General features: G+C 62.9%; 23 protein-coding genes and 1 tRNA gene. 14 read left to right on the top strand and 10 right to left on the bottom strand.

Annotation, left to right across the window (positions count from 1 at the left end):
- Positions 1-2: 2 nt before the first annotated feature.
- A complete protein-coding gene (locus tag WCJ41_RS12590; RefSeq protein WP_336906172.1) occupies positions 3-491 on the bottom strand; it encodes a hypothetical protein in 489 nt (162 codons plus the stop codon).
- An 11-nt stretch (positions 492-502) separates the two neighbouring features.
- Between WCJ41_RS12590 and WCJ41_RS12585 the strand changes: the two genes are divergently transcribed.
- Both WCJ41_RS12585 and WCJ41_RS12580 read left to right on the top strand, forming a co-directional pair.
- Positions 503-871, top strand: a complete 369-nt coding sequence (locus WCJ41_RS12585) for a hypothetical protein (protein WP_336906171.1) — start codon at positions 503-505, stop codon at positions 869-871.
- A gap of 10 nt (positions 872-881) precedes the next feature.
- On the top strand, positions 882-1,940 hold the full coding sequence (locus WCJ41_RS12580) for an HD domain-containing phosphohydrolase (protein ID WP_336906170.1): 1,059 nt from the start codon (positions 882-884) through the stop codon (positions 1,938-1,940).
- 51 nt (positions 1,941-1,991) lie between these two features.
- On the opposite strand, the gene WCJ41_RS12575 is transcribed toward WCJ41_RS12580, so the two are convergent.
- Positions 1,992-3,926 carry an amidohydrolase gene (locus WCJ41_RS12575; RefSeq protein ID WP_336906169.1) on the bottom strand — a complete coding sequence of 645 codons (1,935 nt, stop codon included), beginning with the start codon at positions 3,924-3,926 and terminating at the stop codon, positions 1,992-1,994.
- Between the two features lie 166 nt (positions 3,927-4,092).
- Here WCJ41_RS12575 and WCJ41_RS12570 point away from each other — a divergent pair, with 166 nt between their 5' ends.
- The gene (locus WCJ41_RS12570; protein WP_336906168.1) at positions 4,093-5,847 is read left to right on the top strand and encodes a hypothetical protein; all 1,755 of its coding nucleotides are present in this window, start codon (positions 4,093-4,095) and stop codon (positions 5,845-5,847) included.
- 120 nt (positions 5,848-5,967) lie between these two features.
- Here the strand turns inward: WCJ41_RS12570 and WCJ41_RS12565 are convergent, their stop codons facing one another.
- Positions 5,968-6,231 (bottom strand): hypothetical protein, encoded by a 264-nt coding sequence (locus tag WCJ41_RS12565; RefSeq protein ID WP_336906184.1) that lies wholly within the window; start codon positions 6,229-6,231, stop codon positions 5,968-5,970.
- A 416-nt stretch (positions 6,232-6,647) separates the two neighbouring features.
- On the opposite strand from WCJ41_RS12565, the gene WCJ41_RS12560 reads away from it, so the two are divergent.
- The 7 genes from WCJ41_RS12560 to WCJ41_RS12530 all read left to right on the top strand — a co-directional run bounded on the left by WCJ41_RS12560 (position 6,648) and on the right by WCJ41_RS12530 (position 11,451).
- Entirely contained in the window at positions 6,648-6,950 is a 303-nt protein-coding gene (locus WCJ41_RS12560; RefSeq protein ID WP_336906167.1) for a GIY-YIG nuclease family protein, read from the top strand.
- A gap of 83 nt (positions 6,951-7,033) precedes the next feature.
- Entirely contained in the window at positions 7,034-7,390 is a 357-nt protein-coding gene (locus WCJ41_RS12555; RefSeq protein ID WP_336906166.1) for a hypothetical protein, read from the top strand.
- Between the two features lie 96 nt (positions 7,391-7,486).
- Complete coding sequence (locus WCJ41_RS12550) at positions 7,487-8,467, top strand: formylglycine-generating enzyme family protein (RefSeq protein ID WP_336906165.1); 981 nt, start codon at positions 7,487-7,489, stop codon at positions 8,465-8,467.
- Complete coding sequence (locus tag WCJ41_RS12545; protein ID WP_336906164.1) at positions 8,467-8,985, top strand: hypothetical protein; 519 nt, start codon at positions 8,467-8,469, stop codon at positions 8,983-8,985. Before WCJ41_RS12550 ends, WCJ41_RS12545 begins: the two co-directional genes overlap by 1 nt.
- Positions 8,982-9,422 (top strand): DUF202 domain-containing protein, encoded by a 441-nt coding sequence (locus WCJ41_RS12540; RefSeq protein WP_336906163.1) that lies wholly within the window; start codon positions 8,982-8,984, stop codon positions 9,420-9,422. Before WCJ41_RS12545 ends, WCJ41_RS12540 begins: the two co-directional genes overlap by 4 nt.
- A gap of 31 nt (positions 9,423-9,453) precedes the next feature.
- Positions 9,454-10,962 (top strand): arylsulfatase, encoded by a 1,509-nt coding sequence (locus WCJ41_RS12535; RefSeq protein ID WP_336906162.1) that lies wholly within the window; start codon positions 9,454-9,456, stop codon positions 10,960-10,962.
- Positions 10,963-11,142: 180 nt separating this feature from the next.
- Positions 11,143-11,451, top strand: coding sequence for a LysR family transcriptional regulator (locus tag WCJ41_RS12530; RefSeq protein ID WP_336906161.1), 309 nt, complete (start codon positions 11,143-11,145; stop codon positions 11,449-11,451).
- Positions 11,452-11,574: 123 nt separating this feature from the next.
- Here the strand turns inward: WCJ41_RS12530 and WCJ41_RS12525 are convergent, their stop codons facing one another.
- Together WCJ41_RS12525 and WCJ41_RS12520 are read right to left on the bottom strand one after the other, a co-directional pair.
- A complete protein-coding gene (locus WCJ41_RS12525) occupies positions 11,575-12,876 on the bottom strand; it encodes a HAMP domain-containing sensor histidine kinase (RefSeq protein WP_336906183.1) in 1,302 nt (433 codons plus the stop codon).
- Between the two features lie 53 nt (positions 12,877-12,929).
- Entirely contained in the window at positions 12,930-13,601 is a 672-nt protein-coding gene (locus tag WCJ41_RS12520; RefSeq protein WP_336906160.1) for a response regulator transcription factor, read from the bottom strand.
- Positions 13,602-13,848: 247 nt separating this feature from the next.
- On the opposite strand from WCJ41_RS12520, the gene WCJ41_RS12515 reads away from it, so the two are divergent.
- The 4 genes from WCJ41_RS12515 to WCJ41_RS12500 all read left to right on the top strand — a co-directional run bounded on the left by WCJ41_RS12515 (position 13,849) and on the right by WCJ41_RS12500 (position 16,864).
- On the top strand, positions 13,849-14,226 hold the full coding sequence (locus WCJ41_RS12515) for a hypothetical protein (RefSeq protein WP_336906159.1): 378 nt from the start codon (positions 13,849-13,851) through the stop codon (positions 14,224-14,226).
- Positions 14,227-14,287: 61 nt separating this feature from the next.
- On the top strand, positions 14,288-14,920 hold the full coding sequence (locus WCJ41_RS12510; RefSeq protein ID WP_336906158.1) for a hypothetical protein: 633 nt from the start codon (positions 14,288-14,290) through the stop codon (positions 14,918-14,920).
- Positions 14,921-14,935: 15 nt separating this feature from the next.
- Positions 14,936-15,712 carry a hypothetical protein gene (locus WCJ41_RS12505; protein ID WP_336906157.1) on the top strand — a complete coding sequence of 259 codons (777 nt, stop codon included), beginning with the start codon at positions 14,936-14,938 and terminating at the stop codon, positions 15,710-15,712.
- A gap of 30 nt (positions 15,713-15,742) precedes the next feature.
- On the top strand, positions 15,743-16,864 hold the full coding sequence (locus tag WCJ41_RS12500; RefSeq protein ID WP_336906156.1) for a hypothetical protein: 1,122 nt from the start codon (positions 15,743-15,745) through the stop codon (positions 16,862-16,864).
- A 79-nt stretch (positions 16,865-16,943) separates the two neighbouring features.
- Here WCJ41_RS12500 and WCJ41_RS12495 read toward each other — a convergent pair.
- From WCJ41_RS12495 to WCJ41_RS12475, 5 genes are all read right to left on the bottom strand, one after another.
- Positions 16,944-17,018 (bottom strand) — tRNA-Glu (locus WCJ41_RS12495).
- A gap of 52 nt (positions 17,019-17,070) precedes the next feature.
- Positions 17,071-18,867: a single-stranded-DNA-specific exonuclease RecJ gene (gene recJ, locus WCJ41_RS12490; protein WP_336906155.1), complete on the bottom strand. Its 1,797-nt coding sequence runs from the start codon at positions 18,865-18,867 to the stop codon at positions 17,071-17,073.
- Positions 18,864-20,168, bottom strand: a complete 1,305-nt coding sequence (locus WCJ41_RS12485) for a homoserine dehydrogenase (RefSeq protein ID WP_336906154.1) — start codon at positions 20,166-20,168, stop codon at positions 18,864-18,866. Before WCJ41_RS12485 ends, recJ begins: the two co-directional genes overlap by 4 nt.
- 30 nt (positions 20,169-20,198) lie before the next feature.
- A complete protein-coding gene (locus WCJ41_RS12480; RefSeq protein ID WP_336906153.1) occupies positions 20,199-21,134 on the bottom strand; it encodes a DMT family transporter in 936 nt (311 codons plus the stop codon).
- 190 nt (positions 21,135-21,324) lie between these two features.
- Positions 21,325-22,254 carry an HNH endonuclease gene (locus WCJ41_RS12475; protein ID WP_336906152.1) on the bottom strand — a complete coding sequence of 310 codons (930 nt, stop codon included), beginning with the start codon at positions 22,252-22,254 and terminating at the stop codon, positions 21,325-21,327.
- Positions 22,255-22,829 lie beyond the last annotated feature (575 nt).

Here is a 22,829-nt window from a genome sequence, read left to right as displayed (position 1 = left end):
CCTTAATGCGCTGTGAGGCGGCCGATGACGATGCCGAGCGCCAGGGCGCCTGCAACGGTCGCCACCGGATGTTCGGTAATGGTTTCCTCGGCGTTCTCCAGCATGTCCTGCACGAGCTGGTTCAGCTCGGCGATCTGTGCATGAAGGCCACCTGCGGCGCCAGTCGTGGCTTCACTCTCCTGTGCGGTGTGCGCCTCGCGCATGCGGGCCAATTCGGCCTTGATGTCGTCGAGTTCCGTTCGCAGCGTCTTGCCGAGCGCCATGACGAGTTCCCTTCCTGTTGAGCCGCCCGCTTGGTAACCGATTTGCGAATGCGCGGGCGGCAATTGACCTGCTCCGATTGTCATCACCTTAACACGTTTGTGGAAAACTGAAGACCATTGCAGGTGGCGGTCCGTTGAGGGCCGAGGCATCACGCCGCGCCGCCCGCCGGAGTTTTCCGGCATCCCTCCCGTCATATCGCAGGCGCTGAACCCGCCTGCCTTCGCCATGCAGGACCGCCATGACAGCAGCCGCTCTCACGGACGCCGATCCCCCATCCGCGCGCCCAGATGTCTGGGACGAGCAGCGCCTCGCCAGCCTTCTTGCCGATGTGGGCGAAGCGGGCCTGCGTGACATCCTGCGACTGTTCATGGCCGACGTCCCCTTCCTGCAATCGCGCCTCGCGGCGGCCATCGCCACGGGCAATGAGCATGAAGCCCGGTCGGTGCTTGGGTTGGCGCTCGATTCAGCCGAGGCGCTCGGCCTTGCAGCCCTCGCGGCAGCCGTTCGCACATTGCGCAACGATCCGTTGGCGACCGGCAACCCGGACATTCTCGCCCAGGAAGCGGCCCGCATCCGCTTCGTCCCTTCCCTCAAGCATGCATCATAAGGATTATCCGATGAGCGCGAAACTCTCCGTCCTGATCGTCGACGACAACCGCACCAATCTCGCACTCATGGACATGCTGCTACGCAAGCTGCCAGGCTGCGTCACACAGCTGCAAACCGATGCGCATGCACTGCTCGCCGGCATCGACCGCCTCGACTATGACATCGCCGTGCTCGCCTGCCGCCTGCCCCAGATCGACGGCATCACGCTGGCAAGCCGCCTCAGAGACGAGCCGCGGCTGCGGCACAAGCCCATCCTCCTGACGGCGGATGAACCCAATCAAGGCATGCGCGGGAGTGCGGCAGATGCAGGCATTGCCGAGGTGCTGGGCAAGCCCATCAACCCGGTTGAATTCCGCGCCCGCATCCAGGGCCTGGCACACCAGCGTAGCCCGCAGGCCGACAGCGCCTCGCCATGGGACGAACCCGCGGGAGCGCCACCTGAGGTAACGGCCCGCGAGGAGGAATATCTGAATGCCCTCGTGCGCGTTGCCGGATACCGCGAACAGGAATCGCCACTCCACAGCCAGCGCATGGCACGCTACTGCGCCATCCTCGCGCATAATCTCGGCCTGCCTGAAGAATTCTGCCGCGACCTCCGCCATGCCGCACCGCTGCATGACATCGGCAAGGCGCGCCTTCCCGATGCGCTGTTGCGCAAGTCGGGCTTCCTTTCCCCGGAAGAGCGACGGGAGATGGAAGAGCACACACGGATCGGACACGGCATGCTGCAGGGGGCTCGCTCACGGGTGTTCCGCATGGCCGCCGAAATCGCGCTGACCCACCACGAGCGATGGGACGGTTCTGGCTATCCACAACGCCTCAAGGGCGAGAAGATCCCGCTCACTGGCCGCATTGCCGCCGTGGCGGATGTGTTCGACGCGCTGACCAGCATAAAGAGCTACAAGACATCATGGTCGATCGCCAATGCCTTCACCTATCTCCACGACAATGCCGGCGAGCAGTTCGACCCCGCCTGTGTCGCCGCTTTCGAAAGCGCGCGCGAGGAGATCGCCGAAGTGATGCGCGCCATGCCAGACCCCGACGACGGCACCGCCGACGCCGCCTAGCACAGGCAGATCAACGTTAAACTGAGGCGGCACGTTCTTCGTTGTACGTGCTCAACCCTCGCCGAGCATCGCGCGCGTCATGTCGACGAGCACAGCGCTGACGCAGCCGCCATTGTGTGGCGCGCTGGCGATGAGCTTTTTCATGAGCGGCGTCTGGCGCTTGTCAGGCAGGTTCCGGAGATCGCGCTCGGCGGCCAGCTTCACCAGGAAGTCGGAGACTGGATTGCCCATGCCCTTACCGGACTCGGCCTTCTTCAGGAGCTTCTCGGGCGATGCCTTGTAGATTGACTGGCCCTCCTTGATCGTCTCGGCCACCTTGATCTGGTCGAGCGTGATTGGGTCCACTGCCGTCGGGTCCTCGGTGAGGATCACGAAATCAGCAAGCTTGCCAACCTCGATCGAGCCCTTGGTCTTCTCCTCGAAGTGCTGCCAGGCGGGCCAGATGGTCATGGCCTTGATCGCCACATCGACGGGCACGCACTGATCGGGTCCGAGGATATCGCCCGAGCGGGTGCGCCTGGTCACCGTGGCGGAGAGCACGCGCATTGTGTCCGGGAAGGCCACCGGCGCATCGGTGTGGGAGGAAAACATCGACCCGCGCCTGAGGTACCAGCCGGTGGGCGAGATGTTGTCGCCGTTGGCGGGGCCCACCGTGTGATCGCGGTGCCAGTCGCCCCAGTAAAACGTGTGCATGGGGAAGAGCGAGGGGAAGACACCGAGCGAGATGAAGCTGTCGACCTGGTCCTCGCGCTGGAACTGACCATGGATCAGCACGGGGCGGATCGGCAGCCTGCCATGCTTCTGCTGCGCCAGGCGCGTTGCGGCGATCAGCAGGTCATGCGAGGCCTCGCCGTTGGAATGGGTGAGGATCTGGATGCCGTTGGCATAGGCCCAGTCGAGCGAGTCGATGACCTGTTGCGGGGTGACCGCCGCATAGCCGGCGTAGCCCGGCGGATAATCGCCCACCGGCGCGTAATAGGGCCGGTCGCACCAGGCGGTGAAGCCCTGGGGGGAGCCGTCGATCGTCAGCTTTGCACCGCCATTGCGGTAGCGGCCGGCATAGTCCAGCGAATGATTGGCCTTCACGTAATCGCGGTCGACCAGCACGTCGACATAGGAGACGACGTCGATCTTGAGGCCGCCTTCCGCACCCACCGCCTTCAGCACATTGGCAACGCCGGGGCTTGCCCGGCCTTCCTGCGCGGTGGTGTAGCCGAAGGAGGCCCAGAGCTCCGTTCCGGCCTTGATCAGCGCCTTGACGCCGGTGGGACCGACATTGCCGAGGATCTTGGGAAGCGACCCGAACCAAGCCGACTCTTCGACGACACCGTTCGGCTCCTGGCTTCCCTCCTCACGGCGGATGACGCCCCCCGGCGGGTTTGGCGTTGCAGCATTGTAGCCCGCAAGCGCCAGCGCCTTCGAATTGAAGACGGCGATGTGGGCCGACTGGTGCACGATGACCACCGGGTATTCGGTGGAGACGGCATCGAGCTCCTGCCGCGTCGGCGCCCGCAGCTCCGTGAGCTGCGAATCATCGAAGCCGAAGCCGAGGATGAGATTGGCCTGCTTCACCACCTCCGCATTGGCGGCAGCCCAGTCCTTCAGCGTCTTCTGAAGGGTTGGAATGTCGGAATTGGGCCCATCGGGCGGCGGCAGCATGTTGGCGCTGAGCGCCTGCATGCCGCCCATGGTGACATGCCCGTGCGGGTCGACGAAGCCCGGCAGCATGGTGCGCCCGCCAAGGTCGATGAGCTCCGTCTTGTCGCCCTTGAACTTCATCACATCCGCGGCCGTACCCGCCGCGATGATCTTGCCGTCCTTCACCGCCACCGCTTCCACGCGCGGGTTTGCATCATCAACTGTAATGATGGTGCCGCCGGAATAGATCACCTCGGCCGCATCTGCGGCGAAGGCGCGCGGCGCGGCCAACAAGAGCGCTGCGACCGCAGCACCGGCATTGAAATGGCGTCGACTGAGCTTGAGCATGGCGGGTTCCCTGTTGCTGGCCAGATCAATACTCGCATAGGGCAACCGTGAGTTTTAATCTTTGTGCGGACCCGATTGTGCACTGCCCTGTGGGTGCGTTGACCATTCCCTCCATTCTGATAACGTCAGCCTCGGGGATATGTTGCGACGTCGGGGGGCTTGAGCCATGGCGCTTGTGCGTGAACGTGCCGGATCGCGACCCAATTTCATCCATGCCATTCTGCTGGCCTTGACACTGTGGCTGGCGATGGCCTTTGCGCCCGGCGCGCCCCGTGCCTTTGCCGACGATCAGTGCGCTGTACCGACAAACGTTTGTGGATGCGCCACATGCGGCTGCGGCACCACCACGGTCACGCCACGCTGCCCGGATGGCCAAACCCCTTATGACGATTACTGCCTGCCCGCCTGCCCCGATGGTTGGCTGCGCTACCCGGGTTACCCCGGCCTGTGCACGCCGCCCTGCGAGCACGGCTGCCCGGAAGGCTATGAGCAGGTGCCGTTGCCCTATTGCCCGGAGGGCTACCACCGCGACCTGCAGAACATGGATGAATGCGTGCCCGACTTCGACCAGACGCAGGATGACTGCCCTGCCGGCATGGTGCTGTCGCCCAACACGCATCAATGCGTGACCGACTGCCCAGATGGCACCTATCGTGACGGTCAAGGCCTGTGCCGCAGCTACTATCAGGATGCCTGCCCTGCTGGCTATGGGCGCGACCCAGAGACCGGCCAATGCGTGCCGCCCGGCACGTGGCAACCTGGCTACCAGTGGATCTGCCTCCCCCTCTGCCCACCCGGAACGCAGCGCGACATCAATTACCCCACGCGCTGCACTCCACCGCCGCCGGAATGCCCGCAAGGCTACGAGACCTCGAATGGCCGCTGCGTGCCGGAATGCGAGCAAGGAACGCAGCGCGATCCCTATGGCTATTGCACACCGCCCCGCTGCCCCGATGGCACTTACCCGAACCTGCGCGGCGCTTGCGCGCCGCCACCTTGCCCGCAGGGCTATGATAATCTTCAGGGACAGTGCGTGCCGCCGTGCGATCAGGGTTTGACGCGCGATGGGAACGGCCAATGCGGGCCTCCCGATACGGGTTGCCCGGATGAGTGGGAAAGCTTCCGTGGCACCTGCCTGCCACCTTGCCCCCAGAACTATACCCGCGACCGCCAGACCGGCGCCTGCCTGCCACCCGACAACGGCTGCCGCCAAGGTGAGGAAAAGTATCGTGGCCAATGCGTGACGCTGTGCGAAACCGGACAGTTGCGTGACGCGAAGGGGCGCTGCGTGACGCCGGGTTGCCCGAAGGGCACAGAGACCTTCCACGGCAAGTGCCTGCCCCTGTGTCGCAAGGATCTCGTGCGTCAAGCGGACGGCAGCTGCGGTTGCCCTCAGGGTGAGGCTCTGGTCAACGGTCGCTGCCTGCCGCCCTGCGACAAGGGCCAGGTGCGCGACGGCAACGGCCGCTGCGTGACGCCGTCCTGCCCGGACGGGCAAGAGCGCCTACGCGGCAAGTGTGTTACGCAGTGCTTCGCCGGCACCATCCGCGACAATCGCGGCCGCTGCGTCTGCCCGAAGGGCACGCAGATGTCGACTGCCGGGCGCTGCGAGAAGGTCAACCTCGGTGGCAACGACTGCGGCAAAGGCTACCACCGCGATGATAACGGCAACTGCGTGCCAGACCGGCGCGTGCAGACGCAATGTCCGGATGGCTGGCACTTCAGCAAGAAACGCTTCACTTGCGTGCCTGACAAGCAGGACCAGCCGAGCGTTACGCAGCCGCGCCAACCGAACCTGCAGCTCGATCCCAACACGTTGCAGCTTATGCAGCCGCGCCAGAAGAATACGGGTGGCAACGTGCAGCGGTCATGCCCCAAGGGCTTCGTGCAGGATGGCAACGGCGGTTGTGTGCCTGGATGAGGGGAAAGCCTCAGCCAGCATGCTCGGTGAACATGCCGGACGGGTCCACCGTCTCATGCGGTTCAGGAACGCGAAACGGCGCGGGGTGCCCCCGCGCCGTTCTTTGGAAAGTGTCAGTCTTCAGAAGTAGACGATGACGTAGCCGCTGCCCGACTTCTGGTAATAGGTGCCGCCGCAATAATAGAGATTGTAGCCGTAATAGGCGCCATAGGGGCAGCCCTTCGGAACGCGCGCCACATAGGCGCCACGGCGGATGGTGCGGCGCGTGGTGCGGCGCGCGACGCCGGCAACGCTGCCCGGTGTCGCCGGATGGCCCACGCGGGCTGCGGCATCATTGATGAAGCCGAACAGCGAGGGGGCATCATGTTGGCCGACGGGCGGCATCTCGCCGATGCCAAATGCCAGCGCCAGGGACGCAAGAATGGTCAGCTTGATCTTGTTCTTCATGGAAGCTTCCTCGTACTCGGGCGGGAATCGGAAGTGATCCCGTCGGTCATCTAGCCTCTTTGAGCCTCTGGGTCCCGCAGTTCAATCGGTGATAACCGTTAGGCGGCCCCCGTTTTGGGCAATTCTTGTGACTGCACGCATGAATACAATTCGGGCGCGCATACCACGCTACAATGAGACGACTGGACGTCGATTTCAATGGAGGAACCGGAATGACCTTCATCCCTGGTAAGGCCCTCGCCTTCTTGGCCGGGGCGGGGTTCGGCCTGCAACGTTTCCTCGGCAGCTTTCCCTGGGAGGCCTGCGGCGACCGGATGTTGCGCCTGCTCTAGAATTTCGCTTCAACAGTCCGTGTGAAAGCGGATTCCCCAGATAACCAGAGCGAAACTGCGGACGAGCCGCTAGGGTTCGTCTATGTGCTCGGCGCGCTGACGCCGCAGGGCGCGCGAACCTATGTGGGCTGGACGCTCGACCCATCGCGCCGCCTTGAGCAGCATAATTCCGGCGCGGGTGCGAAGTCCACTCGCGGGCGGCAATGGTCACTGCTCTACGTCGAGAGGCTCGACACCCGCGTGGCTGCCATGAGCCGTGAATGGCACCTGAAGCGCAACCGCCGATTCCGCAGTGAACTGGCGCGCTGCCTGCGGGAACCCTAGTGCTTCGGGGCCCACATTCCTCTGGCACCCGGGCGCGAGTCGTACTACCGTTTCAGTTGAAATATGGGACAGGAGGGACGGCCATGCTCAAGACAATCATCCGCGTTTCCACCATCGGGCTGGCGCTTCTCGCCTCCGTCGTGGTGACCGCACCCGACTTCACGACCAGTGCCGAAGCCTCTTCAAATGTTTCCGCCCAGCGCAGCCGCCAGTGCTCGGCGGACGCCCGCCGCTATGCTGACCGCAACACGCGGCGCACCACCGCTGCCGGCGCTGCCGGTGGCGCTGCCATCGGCGCCATTGCGAGCGGCAGCCGCCGCAACACCGGGCGCAATGCCGGGCGCGGCGCGCTGATCGGCGGCGGTGCGGGTCTGCTCACCTCCACCAGCCGCTGGCAGGTCTATTACAACTACTCCTACCGCAACTGCGTCCGGCGATAACTTGCCACCGTCACACAATTGCCACTCCAAGGAGGCGCTATTGTGTGGTGCGACCTTCGGTGAGGTGATTGTGGTTCGACGGGCGACGGCGACTGAATGACATTGCGTGACCCAGACCTCGTGGCGGCCACCCCTTCGGCTGCCCCTTCCCCCGGCATGATGTTCGTGCCGGGCGGTGAATTCATGATGGGTTCCGACAGGCATTACCCGGAAGAGAAGCCCGCCCATCGCGTGCGCGTCTATGGTTTCTGGATTGACGCGACGCCGGTCACCAACCGGGACTTCAAGCGCTTTGTCGACGCCACGGGCTACGTCACCTTCACGGAAATCCCGCCCGACCCCAAGGACTACCCCGGTATTCTGCCGGACATGCTGAAGCCAGGCTCGATGGTCTTCACGCCACCCGGCCACCCGGTCGACCTCGCCAACTATGCCAACTGGTGGGCCTTCATCATCGGCGCTGACTGGCGCCATCCCTATGGGCCTGATAGCTCGCTCGATGGCATCGAGGACCATCCTGCCGTACACATTTCCTATCAGGATGCCGAGGCCTATGCCGCCTGGGCCGGCAAGTCGTTGCCCACGGAGAGCGAATGGGAACGCGCGGCACGCGGCGGACTCAAGGAAACCGAATTCGCCTGGGGCGATGAACTCGCTCCCGACGGCCGCCACATGGCCAATACCTGGCAGGGCCAGTTCCCGTGGCAGAACCTCGCCGAGGACGGCTACAAGCGCACCTCCCCCGTCGGCACCTACCCGGCAAATCCTTACGGACTTCATGACATGATCGGCAATGTCTGGGAGTGGACCACTGACTGGTATTCAGACAAGCACGCACCCTCACAGAAGAGCTGCTGCGTGCCTGCCAACCCGCGCGGCGTGAGCGAGGCACAAAGCTATGATCCCCGTCAGCCGCAGTTCAAGATTCCGCGCAAGGTGGTGAAGGGCGGCTCGCACCTGTGCGCGCCCAACTACTGCCGTCGCTATCGCCCTGCCGCGCGCCACGCGCAGCCCATCGACACCGCAATGAGCCACGTCGGCTTTCGCTGCATCATCCGCACGGGGAATGCCGGCTGATGGCCCGCACCGCCACCAGGATACAGGCTATTCTGGCGCAGGTCGCGATTGCCCTGGTGATCATCTTCGCGCTCGTCGGCCTTGTCCTTCACGGCTTTTCGGCGGAGGTGCGCGAGCGCATCTTCACCAGCATCGCTGAAAGGCCAGGCGGCCCGATGACCTTCCGTTTCATCCTGCAGCCCGTGATGGCCGCCGTGATGGCAGCGATTGACGGCATCCGCGATGCTCGCACCGGAACGCCGCCTTACTTCTGGAGCCTGCTCACCGGCACCACCGAGCGCGTCGACCGCATTTATGATGGCGTGATCGCCACCTCGCGCGTCATCTTGCTCGGCCTCGGCATGGACATCGCCTATCAGCTCATCGAGTTCAAGACCTTCTACCCCGGCGAGGCGGCGATCGTTGCGGTGCTGCTTGCCTTCATTCCCTACCTTCTGCTGCGTGGACCCTTTGCGCGGCTGGCGCTCATCTGGGGTGTCGGCAAAACGACCGCAGCACCCAAGGACAAACGGTCATGACGGAGACCACGCCACACCACGATCCCCGCTTTACCGTGAAGGTGGCGGCGGAATCGCATTTCGCCTGGGTTCGCACCAGGCTCGCCGTCGAGCGCACCGTGCTGGCCTGGGTGCGCACGGCCGTGTCGCTCATCGCCTTCGGCTTCACCATCGTGCAGTTCTTCGAACGCATGCAGGTGATGCCCGGCAGCGCTCCGGCAATGTATCCCAATGCCGCCAACTACCTTGGCCTCGCGCTCATCTTCTGCGGAATCGTTTCGCTGGTGATCTCAATGTGGGAGTATCGCTGGACCATCAACTATCTGTGGAGCGAAGACTACCAGGCAATCGCCGGGATGAAACCGCAGCCCGGCAAGTCACCCGTCATCCTTGTGGCGCTGGTGCTGCTGCTGGTGGGACTCTTTGCATTCTTTTCCGTGCTTCTGCGACTGATCTGACAAACCATGAATTCAACTGGGAGACGACGCGATGGCGACCAGACCTAAGAAGACCAAGAAGCCGAACATCCTCGTGTTGTGGGGTGACGACATCGGCTGGTGGAACATCAGCTACAACAGCCGCGGCCAGATGGGCTATCGCACGCCCAACATCGACCGCATCGGCAATGAGGGCGTGGCCTTCACCGACTATTACGGCCAGCAGAGCTGCACCGCCGGCCGCGCCGCCTTCCTCTGCGGCCAGAACCCGATCCGCACCGGCCTCACCAAGGTGGGCATGCCCGGTGCCGACGTCGGCCTCCAGAAGGAAGACCCGACGATTGCCGAGCTTCTGAAGCCGCATGGCTATCGCACCGGCCAGTTCGGCAAGAACCATCTTGGCGACAAGGACAATTTCCTGCCCACCCTGCACGGCTTCGACGAGTTCTTCGGCAACCTCTATCATCTCAACGCCGAGGAAGAGCCGGAAGACCCGGACTATCCGAAGAACCCCGAATTCCGCAAGCACTTCGGCCCGCGCGGCGTCATCCACAGCTGGGCTGACGGCAAGGGCGGCCAGAAGATCACCGACACGGGCCCTCTCACCAAGAAGCGCATGGAGACCATCGACGACGAAGTGACGGAGCACGCGCTGCGCTTCATCAAGGATGCCAACAAGGCCGATGAGCCGTTCTTCGTCTGGTACAACACCACCGGCATGCACTTCCGCACCCACTGTGCCCCCAAGCACAAGGGCAAGAGCAACGGCCAGGGCGATTACAACGATGTGATGGTGGCCCATGACGAGAACATCGGCCGCATGCTCGACGTGCTCGATGATCTCGGCATCGCGGACGACACCATCGTCATGTACTCGACCGACAATGGCGTGCACTACAACACCTGGCCGGATGCCGGCATCACGCCGTTCCGCTCGGAGAAGAACACCAACTGGGATGGTGGCTGGCGCGTGCCGGCTTTCCTGCGCTGGCCGAAACATATTCCGGCTGGCTCTGTGGTGAACGGCATCGTCTCGCACCAGGACATGCTGCCCACCTTCCTCAGCGCGGCGGGCGAACCCGATATCAAGGCGAAACTACTGAAGGGCCTCAAGGTCGGAAAGATGACCTACAAGGTCCACCTCGACGGGTTCGACATGCTGCCCTACCTCACGGGCAAGACGAAGGAGAGCCCGCGCAACTCCTTCTTCTACATCAGCGACGACGGCGACATCCTCGCCATCCGCATGCAGGACTGGAAGGTCGTGCTGATGGAGCAGCGCGCCAAGACACTGCAGTGCTGGTTCGAACCCTTCGTGAAGCTTCGCGCACCGAAGATCTTCAACCTCCGTCGTGATCCCTTCGAGCGGGCGGATGAAAACTCGAACACCTACTGGGACTGGGTCATCAGCCATGCCTACATCATCTATGGCATGCAGGCGGCGGTCGCTGGCCAGATCGAGAACTTCAAGAAGTTCCCGCCACGCCAGAAGCCAGCCTCCTTCAACCTCGATGCCGTGATGCGCACGCTCGAGGAGTCGACCTCCAGCGCCAACCACTGACGACATGCAGCAAGGCCGCCAGGGAACATTCCCTGGCGGCCTTTCATGTGCCGCACATTGTGCTCCCATATCTTTATCCTTGGCAATTTTCCGATCGGTCAAGTTTGGGATCGTGCAATCTGATACAGCACGACGTTTACGAAAGATTCTTGACGTTTCAAACAGTCTCGCAGGGCACGCATGAACAGGGAAAATGGTCCATTGCGGGATGCGCGGCTGATCCGCAGCCTGCACTACTTCGAAGCCGTGGCGCGACATGGGTCTCTGAAACTCGCGGCCGAAGAACTGGGCGTTTCCCAGAGCGCCGTGAGCCACCAGTTGAGGGACCTCACCACGACGCTGGGCGAGCAGCTGTTCATTCGCGCCGGGCGGGGCATCGCGCTCACTGATACCGGGATGCGCCGTCTACAATCTGGGAGACTCTGTCTCGATCGCGGGCGAAGCATGGTCAGTCGGGGTGTCCTCCGACTACAATCACGCGCCGGATGAATGGCGAATCCGGGAATTTCAGTATCTTGGAAAGTTGGCGCGCCCTACGGGATGAGGCTGATAACTGGCTGATTTTGTTTAGCCCATGAATTTTCACGATTGGGCTTTTTGTCACTCACCCGGTCAGCGGGTGGGCAGCATGATCTCCACCCTCAAACCGGGATCATTATCAATCAGCTCTACGCGACCGTCGTGCAGCTCCGCGATGGCCGAGACCAGGCTGAGGCCCAATCCTGTGCCGGGGGTGCTGCGGCTGGAATCGAGCCTCACGAAGCGATTTAGCACGCGCTCACGGTCGGGCGCCGGAATGCCGGGGCCGTCATCGGTCACCGAGATGATGACGCCGCTCACTCCGCTCTTGAGGCCAAGAACAATGTGCACTGGGGCCGGGCAGTGACGCACGCTGTTGTGCACGAGGTTCACCACGGCCTGGGTGAGGAGCTCCCGGTCGCAGGGATAAGGTAGCGGTTTTGTCAGCTCATCAACGGTGATGCTGTAGCGCCCCTCGGCCGTCGAACTGAACAATTCGCAAACCTCGCGCAGGATTTGATCGAGGTTCGTCTCTTCAGGAAACAGCTTTACTGCACCGGATTCAAGGCGTGCCAACCTAAGGATGGCGGCGAACGTGGCGGAGATTGCGTCGATGTCCGCCAGGGCAGAACCGATTTCCATCCGCGCCTGCTGCGGCAACTCCGGCGAAAGGGCAAGCGGCTCAAGCCGGATGCGCAAACGCCCGAGGGGTGCGCGCAGGTCGTGGGCGACATCGGTCGAAACCTGCCGGATGGCCTCGATCCCCGAGACAAGCCGATCCAGCGTCTGGTCGACCACCGAGGCCAAATGACCAAGATCGTCGTTTCCCATGGGGCCGATGCGCGCCAAGAAGTTGCCGCCGCCCACCCCGTCGAGTGCGCGTCCGATGCGGGCAATACGCTGCTCGTTGAAACGTGCAATAAGCAGCGCAAGCAGGATCGCAAGAACGAGGGCCAGCCCAAGACCCCAGCCCATGGTCGTCAGCAGGATGCGCTGGTTCTCGATCAGCGGGCCGTCATCCTTGCCGACGAGCACGTGTCCAAGAGAGGTCGCCACGTCATACGCAAAATAGCTTTTCGGCGGATCACCGACTGGTTGCTTCAGCGCCACGTCGCGGCCTATGGCAAGTTCCTTTGCCCCGGTCGTGGTCCCCGCAACCGTCGCATTGCCGAAGCTCTCGCCTGATTTCGCGTCCTTGAACACGGCGATCAGCGACCCGTCGCCAACACTTCCAGACAGCGCCATTGTCTGCTCAATCAGGTCCTGCCGGTCGCCCTGGCTTGCGATCTGGGCGAGGCCGTTCGCCAGCCCCCTGACGTCTTCCGCCAGCTGGCCGGACATGGCGCGGGTCTGCAGCGCATAGGTCACCGCGCCGGCCAGCAGGGCCAGCAGCACGAACAAGGCCGAGATGGCGAGGGCCAGCCTGATCGAGGACGAGAACGGCTGACTCATGGCTTCAACACATATCCGATGCCATGCAACGTTGTAAGATAAGGCTCGTCGAAGGGCTTGTCGATCTTGTTACGCAGGCGGCTCACATGGGTCTCGACCACGCTAGTTCTCGGGTCAAAGGTAAGACCCCACACGGCCTCCAGCAGCACCATGCGCGTCTGGACCTGTCCGGGACGTTCCATGAAATGCTTGAGGAGAAGGAACTCCCTCGTCTGGAGTTCGATGTCTTGCCCGGCGCGCTGGGCCTTGCGATGCAGCAGGTCAAGCCGCAGGTCGCCCACTGCGAGTTCCATCGCGGCAGGCGGCTGCGCCGAGCGGCGGAAGATATTGTCGATGCGTGCGAGGAGCTCGACGATTGCAAAGGGCTTGACGAGATAGTCGTCAGCGCCTGCGCGAAGACCCTCCACACGATCCTCGACGCTGCCCATGGCGGTGAGCAGGATGACGGGGGTCGCTGATCCCGCCGCCCGCAGCTCCTTGAGAATGGAGAGTCCGTCTCGGCCCGGCAGCATGCGATCGAGAATGATGAGTTCGTGGCGACCGCCCAAGGCCGCAGTCAGAGCCTCGTCGCCCGTGGCACGAAGGTCGACGTCATGGCCTTCGGCCGACAGTGACTTCCGGACATATGAGCCAAGCTCCGCATCGTCCTCTGCCACAAGCGTCCTCACGTCTCGTCTCCCCTGCCTCGCTTAGCAGACCACATGATGAACAATTTCTATACGCGTTGAAGCCGCGCGCAAGCCCGGCCGGGGTGTTCTTACAAAGAAGTATGAACTACGGAAAACCGAGACAAATCAAAGCCCGAAGCGAGTTCTTACACATCCGTATGTTGCCGGCTCAAGTGACCTCGCTAGAACTTGGCCCCGCAAGATCGGCGATGGCGTAACCGCCGCGCCCCAGTAACGGGAAACATCCATGAAACACCTGATCCTCGCCTCCTTCCTCGCCGCAGCAACCGTGACGGGCTCCGTCGCCGCCGTCACCGTAGCAACTGTCGGCCACGCTCTGGCTGCGGGTCCGCTGGGCGATCTCTCGAGCCTGCAGGCCATCGTCACCGATGTCCAGGCCATCGCCAAGACGGGTGACTTCGCCAAGGCCCAGACGCGCATCACCGACTTCGAGACCCTGTGGGACCAGGATGAGGAAGCGATGAAGCCGATGAACAAGAAGGCTTGGCATCACGTCGATGACGCCGCCGATGCCGCACTGAAGGCGCTCCGGACCAAAACGCCCGACGTCGCGGAGGTGAGCAACACCCTTTCAGAACTGGCCGCCGCCCTCGCCAACCCCTGATCCTCGGAGCGCGTCCATCTCTCCCGTCTGACCCTTTCCCCCGAACAATCCGGAGCATCCCATGTTCAAGCAGGCCTTGCTTGCAGCCGTCCTCATTGCTGTACCCGTCGGCATCTTCACCGGCGTCGAGATACTGTTCGCGCCGCCCGCGCAAAGCGAACAGAGCCTCGGTGATCTCACTTCGCTTTCCGCCATCGCCACGGATGTCCAGAAGATTGCCGCCACAGGCGACATGACCGCCGCAGAAAAGCGCATCACAGACTTCGAGACGGAATGGGACAAGGATCAAGCCACCATGCGTCCGCTCAACACCGCCGCCTGGGGAACGGTGGACGACGCTGCCGATACGGCCATTCATTCCCTCCGCTCCGGCACTCCTGATCCGCAAAAGGTGGACAGTGCCGTCAAGGACCTGATCGCGACTCTTGCCAATCCCTACACCTCCGCAGACAGCGCAGGCGCAACAGTGAAAATGGTATCCGGCATCGCCGTGACGGACGAGACGGGGCACGCGCTGCCTTGCGAGGAACTGATCAAGAAGCTGCGCGCCGCCATCGACGGCTCCAAGATCCCGCAGGACAAGGCCTCCACCAGCCGAGACTTCCTTGGCAAGGCGCTCGAGCGCTGCAACGCCGACGACGACACCCACGCAAACGAATTTTCCGCCCAGGGCCTTGCCCTCGCGGCGCAGTAAGACGGGAGATTGCACATGTCCGCCACCACAGCAAACCAGACTATCCTCCTCAACCGCGTCCCAAAGGTCACCTTCGACTTCTGGATCATCAAGCTTCTTGCCGTGACCATGGGTGAGACTGCGGCCGATTACCTTGCGGTCAATTTGGGGTTGGGGCTGACGGCCACCTCCCTGATCATGGCGGGCGTGCTGGCCGTCGCGCTTGTCCTGCAGTTCCGCCAGCGCCGCTATGTACCCTGGTCCTATTGGCTGGCCGTCGTTCTCGTCAGCATCGTGGGAACGCTGGTGACCGACAACCTGGTCGACAACCTCGGCGTTTCACTCGTCACATGCACGGCCGTCTTCACCGTTGCCTTGGCAGCCACCTTCGCGCTCTGGTACGCATCGGAGAGGACGCTGTCGATCCACAAGGTGTTCACCACACGGCGCGAGGCCTTCTACTGGCTGGCCATTCTCTTCACCTTCGCGCTGGGCACGGCGGTGGGCGACCTGATCGCGGAGAAATTCGGCATCGGTTACTACAGCACCGGCATCCTGTTCGGCATGATCATCGCCTCGCTGGCCATCGGCTACTGGTTCCTGAAGCTCGATCCGATCCTCGGTTTCTGGCTGGCCTATATCCTCACGCGGCCGCTGGGCGCCTCGGTGGGCGACTTTCTCTCGCAGCCGGGCGAATATGGCGGGCTGGGCCTGGGCACGACCAATACCAGCATCATCTTCCTGCTGCTCATCGCGCTCACGGTGGTCTACATGACGGTGACCCATGACGGCGATGAAGCCGTGGCCGCGTAGCGTAACTGATCGCAGCAGCGGAGCGTCAGCATGCGTCTTGCCACCGGATTTCTGTCACTCCTTCTCGGGGCTGCGGCCTATGGCACCCTGCACGGCGAGGCCCGCGCCGACGACTGCACCGGGCCGTGCATCGCCTACGCGCTGGACTATGAAGCCTTCGGCAACTTTCTGAACTCCGGCGATGGATGGTACTCCGATATCTATCCCAGCCTCGAGACCGTAGTGTCGCTCGAGACAGGCGAAGGTCTGGCGCTCAATGCCGATGTCATGGTCGAGCCGGTGAAGGACCCCGTGCCGGGAGAGAACCGCGCCTTCGGCGACATCGGCGCCTACTTCAAAACGCTCAATGTTTCCTACGAGACCGACGACTACAGCGTGCTCCTGGGGCAGTTCGAGCCGAATTTCGGCAGAGCCTGGGACGTGGCCCCCGGTCTCTATGGTTCCTTCCTTGCCGAGGATTACGAATTCACCGACCGCCTCGGCGCCCAAGCCAGTTACTTCTTCAACGCCGGCGGCTTCCATAACCAGGCCACCGCCAGCGTCTTCACGCTCGACCGCAGCTTCCTCAGCGGGTCGCTCGGCACGAGCCGCGACATCAACAACATCAATGACGGTGGCGCCGGCAACACCAACGGCCTCTCTTCCGTCGCCCTCACGCTTACAGGCTGTCAGGGAACCGATCCCGACGCCTGCTATGACGACGGGACGTTCGGCTACCAGGTCGGCCTGCTCTATCAGAGCGAAGGCCAGGACGACTACGGCAACGAGACCGGCATCGTCGGCAGCCTCAACAAGACCTTCAGGACCGGCGAGGAGCAGGACGTGAAGCTGCTCGGCGAGATCGCATACTTCAACAATTTCGAGGGCACAGACTCGGACGTGCTCTACGTCACGGCCTCGGCCGCCTACGACATTTCGGACTACACCCTGTCGCTCACCGGCACGCAGCGGGCGGGCATCAATCATCAGGACGACGACGAAACCTTCGTCGATGCGAGTGCGGTCTACAATCTGGGAGACGCTGTCTCGATTGCGGGCGAAGCATGGTCAGTCGGGATGTCCTACGACTACAATCACGCGCCGGATGAAACGACAAACGCGATCGCGCTGCAGGTCAAGGCTGAACTGGACGGCAACGCTCAGTTGAACTGAGCAGGGCTTCCGGCCACGATAGTTGCCCACTTGATCGCGGTGAACCGCGAGACCGGAATACTCAATCTCTTAGCGAGAGTGGCGCGCCCTACGGGAGTCGAACCCGTCTTTACAACGTGAAAGGCTGTCGTCCTAACCGATAGACGAAGGGCGCCCTCGCTTGCGAGTGGCCGCTCTATAAGGGGGTTCGACTGGCTTGGCAAGCCTTACGAAACACGTGCGGCGTCTTCGATGTGGAGGCTGGGAACGCGGGCGCCGGACCAATCGTCGATTGTCAGCCGGCCCGCCACGTGAATGGCCAACTGCTTCTCATTCAACAGCAATTCGCCAAGCTCCGTGCCCATGGCGCGGAATGCGACGGCTTTCAGCTTCTTGCCGTCCGATGAGGCAATGGTGCAGCGGATGTGATCGCCCCCGGCGGGTGCGGCATAGAGCACCCGGTGCGCCGGAAAGGCGAAGACGGGTGCCGGATGCGCCGTGCCATAGGGGCCTGCCTGTTCCAGCAGCTCGATCAGTTCCAGCGTGGCCGCCCCTGCGGTGAGGGCGGCGTCGATCGATAGCGCCCGGTCATGGCCTGCGGCCACCTGCGGAGCCAGTTTCTCCTCGAGGAAGCCACGAAGATCGCCCAGCCGCTCCTTCTCGACGGTGAGACCCGCTGCCATGGCGTGGCCGCCGCCCTTGACGATCAAACCCGCCTCGAAGGCACCGCGCACCGCCGTGCCGATGTCGACGCCGGGGATGGATCGGCCGGAGCCCGAGGCGAGCTTGCCTTGCGCGTCTTCCGCCAACACGAAGCTGGGCAGGCTGAAGCGCTCCTTGAGGCGCGCGGCGGCAAGGCCGACGACGCCCGGGTGCCAGCCCCTGGCGGAAACTACGAGCACGCTGCCGCGGCGTTCCTTGCCCAGCATGTTGTCGGCCTGGATCATGGCCTGGTCGACGACGGCGAGTTCGATCTCCTGGCGTTCGCGGTTCAGCCGCTCGAGGTCCTGCGCGATCTGCGCGGCCTCGCCCTTGTCCTGCGTGGTCAGCAAGGTGAGCGCCATCGCGGCATTGCCGATGCGGCCCGCCGCATTGATGCGTGGGCCAAGCAGGTAACCCAGCGCATAGGTGTCAGGCTTCCTCTTCAGCCGCGCCACGTCAGCGAGGCAGGCGAGGCCTAAGTTCTCGCGCCTCGCCATGATCTTGAGGCCTTGCGTGACATAGGCGCGGTTCAGGCCCTTCAAGGGCACCACGTCGCAGATGGTGGCGAGGCTCACGAGCTCCAGCCACTGCAGCATGTTGGGCTCGGGGCGTGCCTCGCCATACCAGCCCTTCAGCCGCAAGAGCTTGTTGACGGCGGCGATGAAGATCATGGTGACACCGGCAGCGCAGAGATAGCCCAGACCCGACGTATCATCCTGCCGGTTCGGGTTGATGACGGCATAGGCCTCGGGAAGAATTTCGCCGGCCTGGTGATGATCGACGATGATGGTGACGAGCCCCAGTTCCGCCGCGCGCAGCAAGGGATCATGCGCCATCACGCCGCAATCGAGCGTCACCAGCACCTGTGATCCTTGCGCCTTCAGGCTCTCCACGGCCTTGAGGCTCGGTCCGTAGCCTTCAGTCAGCCGATCCGGTATGTGCACGGAACACGATGAGCCCACCGCCTTCAGGAACAGCATCAGCATCGCGGCAGACGATACGCCGTCCACATCATAGTCAGAGATGACGCCGATCTTTTCGCCAGAGGTGATGGCCTCGGCCAAACGTGCAGCGCCCTTCTCCATGTCCCGAAGTGCTGAAGGCTGCGGCATCAGCGTGCGGATGGTGGGGTTGAGGAAGGCCTCGGCGTCGTCGACGCCCACGCCGCGCGCGGCCAGCACGCGGCCGATGATCTCAGGCAGTTCATGGCGCTGCGAAATCGCTTCAGCGGTTCGCTGGTCGTCGAGCCTGGCCTTCCAGCGCCGGGCGGAGGCCGAACGCTCGACGTTCAGGAAGGCGCGCGGTTTCGCCTCGCCCGTCAAAGCCTCTCGATCCGGATCATGCGCGGGTGGCCTGCCACATGGCCATCCTTCTCGATGCGTTCCAGCGCCGCGCGCATGGCGCTCTCCACCGTGTCATGGGTGATGAGGATGAAGGGAGCCGTCGCGCGGGCCTCGTCCTTCTCCAGCTTGCCGCGCTGGAAGATCGATTCGATCGATATCTTCTCGTCGGCGAGGATCTTCGCCACGGCGGCGACAGCACCCGGCTTGTCCTGCAGCGTGAGCGCCACGTAGAACCCGCCCTCATGCGCCTTCTGGGGTGCTGCCTTGTAGGGCCGCAACTCCTTCGCAGGAATGCCGAAGGCCGGGCGGAAATTGCCGCGCGCGATGTCGACGACGTCAGAGAGAACGGCAGACGCTGTCGGATGCGCGCCGGCACCACGGCCTTCGAGCATCAGGTCACCCACGAAATCGCCCTTCACCACCACGGCGTTGAACACGCCATCGGTGTCAGCCGCAGGAGAGCCCTTGGGAATGAGCGTCGGGTGCACGCGCTGCTCGATCCCCTGCTCGGAGGCAACGGCCACGCCGAGGAGCTTGATCTTGTAACCCATCTCGCCAGCCTGGCGGATGTCGTCCAGCGTGATCTGCTCGATGCCCTCGATGTCGATGGACGCAAGGTTCACCTCCGTGCCGAAGGCCAGCGAGGTGAGCACGGCCAGCTTGTGCGCCGTGTCGAAGCCGCCCACGTCGAATGTGGGGTCGGCCTCGGCATAGCCCAGCGCCTGGGCCTCCTTCAGCACGTCGGCGAAGCTGCGGCCTTCATTGGCCATCTTGGTGAGGATGTAGTTGCAGGTGCCGTTCATGATGCCGAACAGCTTGCCCAGCCGGTTACCCGCCAGCCCCTCGCGGATCGTCTTGACGATCGGGATGCCACCGGCGACGGAGGCCTCGAAATTCAGCGCCACGCCCTTCTCCTCGGCCAGCCGTGCGAGTGCGGAACCATGATGCGCCAGCAGCGCCTTGTTGGCGGTGATCACATGCTTGCCCGCCTTCAGCGCGGTCTCGACCGCCGCCTTGGCCGGGTCGCCCTCGCCGCCCATGAGCTCGACGAACACGTCGACATTATTGTCGGCGGCGAGCTTCACCGCGTCGTCATACCAGCTGTAGCCAGACAGGTCGTGCCCGCGGTCCTTGCCCTTGCTCCGGGCCGACACCGCCACCACCTCGACAGGCCGTCCGGCCCGCACCGCAACAAGGTCCTTGTGCCGGGTCAGAATGTCCAGCACCCCGCCGCCAACCGTGCCCAGCCCCGCAATCCCCAAACGCAACGCCTGTGTCATCTCAACCAACCCGTCAAAGGTGAAACTGCCTCAACTGGCGCGTCTTATGGCGGGAGACGGGAGGGTTGGCAACGCCTGCTGCTTGCGGGTGACTTGCGCCTTCCGGCTGAACCAGATGCACAGGCCCACGAAGAGGGCGCAGATGAACATGCCGGCATTGAGCCGTTCCCCCAGAATGGCCCAGCTGGCACCCAGCGTCAGGAAGGTCTGCAGCAGCTGCACCTGGCCCACCTTGGCCACGCCGCCAAGCGCCAGGCCGCGGTTCCATGCGAAGAAGCCTGCAAGCTGGCTCATCAGCGCGAGATAGGCAAAGCAGGCCCAGGCCGTGCCGGATTCCTGCCCGCTCAGCCCCCTGGCGGCAAACAGGGTGATCGGCAAGGTGACAGGCAGGGCAACCAGCAAGGCCCAGCAAATCACCTGCCAGCCGCCGAGACTGCGGGAGAGGTGGCCACCTGCCGCATAGCCCATGCCAGCACTCGCCGCCGCCAGCACCAGCAGAATGTCGCCCGCGTGGAAGCTCAGGCCGCCCTCCCAGACAGCAAACACCACCACGGCCGCAGAACCTGCCACAGCCCAGAACCAGAAGGCTTTGGAGGGCCGCTCACCCGCAAACACGGTACTCATGATGGCCGTCGCCAGCGGCAGCGCGCCCAGCACCACGCCGCCATGCGAGGCCGGCACCATGGTCATGGCCGTGGCCGACAGGACCGGGAATCCCAGCACCACCCCGGCCGCCACAATGGCCAGCGTCCCGAAGTCCCTGCGAGATGGCCACCTCTGCCGCGTCAGCAGCAGCAAGGGACCCGCAACGGCAGCCGCCGCCACCGTTCGCCCAATCGACAGGAAAAGCGGGCTCATCTCCTGCACGGCAATCCGGGTGAATGGCAAGGTCAGTGCAAAAATGGCGACACCCAGCAGGCCGAGAAGATATCCCTGCAGCAGACGATTCGACGGTGTGGGCTGCAAGCGGCTGATCTCCCCTCAATACGCACTGTCTTATGGCGGGAGACCGGCGGCAGGGCAAGGAAGGGCAATCACAAGGCCGTGAGGCGCCTCAAACCCGTAAGCACCGTCAGAAGCGATCTGGATCGATGCGACCCCCAATCTCGACTCATGGTGTGGGTCATGGTTTCTGCGCGCGTAAGTCTACGTCAGATTACCCCTTGAAGATGTTTTCGCGGTGGTACCGCAAGAAATGCTTGTGCGGTTGAACTCTGAAATCCTCCGGTAAGTGAAGGTACCCGGTCGGATTAAGTAGCCGTGAGACTTCAACGGGGACTGCGCCCTTGGCCGTCAATATCTTAAAATCATCTTCGATGGACAGAAGCCCGCGATCGAACATCCAATGAACAGTCGAGGATAAAGCAACTCCGTTTCGGGGTGAATCTGGGCCACTCCGGGCAACGGGCCGAATATGGGCAGCTTGTGCTTCGGCTCTTCCACCTCCATTGATGATGCGCAGCCCCGTCATTGCACAAGTCTTGTCATAGGCTTCTTGAACCTGTCGGGAGAAAATGGCGTCCCTGAACGGCCGCTGCACAGTGAGTTCGACTATGGACCGCACCTCCATCTCTGGCGGATCCGCGAACCCTCCCCTTTCGACCGCACCGTCGGCAAGTGGGAGTTCGCTTGCAAAACCGGAATGAAGAATGAGTTCAAACTCACGGTCGGACATGACACGGACAGCGCGCTGAGCAGAACCCGAATTTGTCCGCCCGTCCAACCCTCTCATTGCTGCCTCGTAGAAATGATCGCCTACCCTGAACGGAACGGCTCGATCAAACACAAGGTAATCCGCAATATCGGCATAAAAGTGATCAACTGCCAGAGGATCTTCCCTGATGCCTTTGACGCGTGCTACCGCAAAATAGGACTGACGGCCTCCTCGGCTAAGCGCATCTGCCGTAGCGCGCCGAGGCTCGTAATAAACGATCCAGTCCCGCACCGTTTGACGGACTTGGTTCAAGTACATGCGCGGGAAATGATACTGGCTTTCCGGAACATCATCGTAGGCCGGGCTGATCTTGGTTTGAAAACCCCCTTCAAAGCGCTCTCCTGATATCCATAATTCCTGCCGGCAACTCAATGGCCCCACTAGACGCCTGAGATGCCACCATCGATGCTTCGTGGCCCGATCACAAGAGGGTCTTCTATGAGAGATCTGAAGCTATTTGCTCTAGCCGTCGACGAAATCACATTGTTGAGCAAACTATTGGCGGACAAGCCTGCCAACAAAAAGCTTCGCGACTACCTGCGGAGTGGCGGCTTTGACATCTATGCGGGAGCGGTTACGGATCAGGATGGAGACGCATGCTGGCACTTGTCCGCCAATCAACGACGTGCGCGCAAATGGGTGTCCGATATGGACGAAGTCTGCTTTGTCCGCCCCAAGGTCTACAAGATCGGCGTTCGAAGGAATGGCTTAGGACCGCAGGAAGAGCTCCGTTGTCGCATACCAAACAGCAGGCCTTAGCGAAACCAACAAAGTTCAATTCTGAACGCCCCCGCAGATATTAACAAGGCTATCCAGAACCGCGGCCGTTCCAATTACCACAAACATTCTATTGACTTTACTCCTATTATGTGCTACATATCCGCTTACTCCCCCCCCCAACTGGGGTCCTGCTCATGACGGTGAGCTCGGGCGGGGTGGAGGGCAGG

The organism is Aestuariivirga sp. (genome assembly GCF_037139295.1).
GTDB lineage: Bacteria > Pseudomonadota > Alphaproteobacteria > Rhizobiales > Aestuariivirgaceae > Aestuariivirga.
Note: the sequence above shows the minus strand (reverse complement) of the source record. Positions and strands in the feature narration are given on the sequence as shown.